At 39.4% G+C, this 2,669-nt stretch carries 2 protein-coding genes, 1 tRNA gene and 1 pseudogene; 1 reads left to right on the top strand and 3 read right to left on the bottom strand.

All coding sequences use genetic code 11. The features are described from left to right. A partial coding sequence (locus tag L0J61_RS10455) for an IS3 family transposase (RefSeq protein WP_301466380.1) occupies window positions 1-305 on the top strand: 305 nt, incomplete at its 5' end. A 152-nt stretch (window positions 306-457) separates the two neighbouring features. On the opposite strand, the gene L0J61_RS10460 is transcribed toward L0J61_RS10455, so the two are convergent. The 3 genes and pseudogenes from L0J61_RS10460 to L0J61_RS10470 all read right to left on the bottom strand — a co-directional run. Then, entirely contained in the window at window positions 458-1,924 is a 1,467-nt protein-coding gene (locus L0J61_RS10460) for a tyrosine-type recombinase/integrase (RefSeq protein ID WP_301466381.1), read from the bottom strand. Between the two features lie 212 nt (window positions 1,925-2,136). Beyond that, window positions 2,137-2,212 (bottom strand) — tRNA-Arg (locus L0J61_RS10465). Window positions 2,213-2,379: 167 nt separating this feature from the next. Next, window positions 2,380-2,669, bottom strand: a pseudogene (locus L0J61_RS10470) (hypothetical protein); the annotation flags it as partial.

A 2,669-nucleotide genomic window follows, 5' to 3' on the forward strand; every position in this document is an offset into this window, starting at 1 on the left:
TCGTTCACTCTGACAGAGGCAGTCAGTACTGTAGCCACGCGTACCATAAGATCATTAAGCAGCATCAGTTTACAGGTTCAATGAGTAGCAAGGGCAATTGTTTCGACAACGCACCCATAGAAAGCTTCTGGGGCATATTAAAGAATGAGCTGATATACCACCAAGACTATAAAACCAGATTTACGGCGATGACTGACATTCGCCAATATATTGAGCTTTACTATAATCAGACGAGAATTCAAAAGGGTTTGGGCTATAAATCGCCAAGACAGATGTGGTTTGATTATTATCGTCAGGCTGCGTAACTAAAATCTCCCAAGTTTATGTGTACGGATTTGACGGCAGGGGTCACTATATACTGTCTATATTTGCAAGGAATGAACACCATGAGCTGATACTTTTGCAAGAGATCTATTATTTTAACAACCTGTAAATGATAAATAGCTTTATCTAAGTACTACTTTATATAATCAACAAGCTGTCTTAATAACTTATCTGGCAGACCCTTCGCTTGTAGGCTCTTTATCAAAATATCTTTATCATGCAAAGCTATATCAGTCGCTTGCTCATTACGATTATTCATCTCTCTCTTAATTTCATCAGGCGTTAGAAGATCAAAACTAACAGCAGTACCAGCTCGGAGGTTGTCTAAATGACTTGCCCACTGATTCATCATCATTTGTCTTTCTGCTAGATGTGCAGATAAATCATATCTTTTTTTAACGCTAGACTGTTCAAGGTGGGCTAGCTGTATTTCTATAAGGTTCTGACTAAATTGCAACTCATATAATCCTGTGCTTGCAAGTTGTCTGAATCCATGACCAGTCATTTTAGGGTAGGGATCACCTGTATAGCCCATACGTTTTAATGCCTGATTGAACCAGACATCGCTATAAGGCTTACTACGCTCAAAATTGTAAAAGACATAACCCGTTTTTTCTGTCAAAGGTCTCATACGCTCGATAATGGCCATTGCCTGCGGTGACAACGGAATAATGTGATCTTGACGCATTTTCATCTTATGCGCTGGGATACGCCAGACGTTTTTATGATAGTCAATCTCTGACCACTCAAAAAATCTTAGCTCTTTCGTTCTGACGAAACATAGCGTCATCAGCTGCATGCCAGCGATAGTCTGTTGATGCGAATTTGGATTATCTGCACCGTATTGATCAATATTGCGTAGTAGCTCAGGGAATTGGTGCTGCTCAATCGCTTTCATACGCTCAGGCTTATGGGGTCGTAATGCTTTACTACGACCATAAGCGATATTAATGATGTCATAGCCCAATGTATTGATAGCATACTCAAAAACTGAGCTGATCAAGGCAACACATTTGTGTGAAGTATCGGTTGTCCATTTACCGCGTTCTTCAAAATAGGTTTGGATTGCTAGCCCAGTTTTAATGATATCTTGTGCCGTAATAGAGCCAATAGGGTAGTCGCCTATATGCGGTGCGATATGCTTATCTAAATAGTTATGAAGTTTTTGAATATTTTTAGGCGTCGTGCTAGATCTTTCGTTGATATAGCTCTTAGCGATAACTCTAAATAAATCTTTTTGCTCAAAGTTATTTTTTTCATGGTTCTTATGTTCAGTTGGGTCAACGCCATCACTGAGCAGTGCCTGAGCTTTATCACGTACCAGCCGTGCTTCTTTTAGCGACACCTCTGGTTTGAATGTAGAGTCAATGACTTGTTTAGCTGGCTTGTAAATTCCTATTTGATAGGTCTTTTGCTTGGGCTTAAGATCTTTGTCAGATTGATAGCGGTATGTCATCTGCCAAAATAATGAGCCATTTGGATGTTGTATAAGATATAAATTGTTGCCATCACCATGGCGTGTGACTTTGGTAGGTGTGGACTGTTTGGCAATGGCTTTCACGCCAGCGTCAGTTAATCGGTAGTCTTGTCTTCTCGTCATGGCTTATACCTCAAGGTGTTGAGAGGTTTAACAACAACCTCAGTGCATAATTAACAACAAAAAATGATGTTGTATATTATTTAACAACTCATTTAACAACATTGTAGAGGTGCTAGTAGGTAATGACAAGTGTTTAATAAAGACTCATAACTAGGTATGATAGGTGTTTAAAGGGCTTGAGGTAATGCGAGGTTATGTCTAAATACAATGATTGGTGCGCCCACCAAGACTCGAACTCGGATCGATCGCTTAGGAGGCAACTGCTCTATCCTGTTGAGCTATAGGCGCTTTATGGGATGGTATTGTAGAAAAAAGCGCTTACAAAAGCAATGAATAGATAAAATTTAATGAATTATACCTATTCATTGTCACTTGAGCTATTGGTAAATACCTTTGTACTTTGACAAGGCTCTGGCATTTGGATTGTCAGTGATGATGTGATTGTGATAAAAAAATCAATCATCCATACTGTTTTGATGCTCATCTATACCGTAGAAGTCATACTCTTTTAATATATCCTGTCCTGGGCTGGAGAGTAAGAAGTTGCGAAAAGTGACACTAAGGGTATTATAAGTCAAAACAACACCATTAAGAGCCTGGCCATTTCTATAAGAATAGCTAAAAACTTTTGGGGTGCGTCGTGGTGTTTGAAGGTTTATATTATCGGTCGTATTGTGTTGAACAGTAGGATTGTTGTCTGCAATGTCGCCAGCTGTGTCGTTGTGCTCATCCAAGGCAGTTTTAA

Source organism: Psychrobacter sp., assembly GCF_030457785.1.
Taxonomy (GTDB): domain Bacteria; phylum Pseudomonadota; class Gammaproteobacteria; order Pseudomonadales; family Moraxellaceae; genus Psychrobacter.

Bases quoted from the DNA above. Each gene is read 5' to 3' on its own strand.
- L0J61_RS10460 (WP_301466381.1), bottom strand. From the start codon at position 1,924: ATGACGAGAAGACAAGACTACCGATTAACTGACGCTGGCGTGAAAGCC.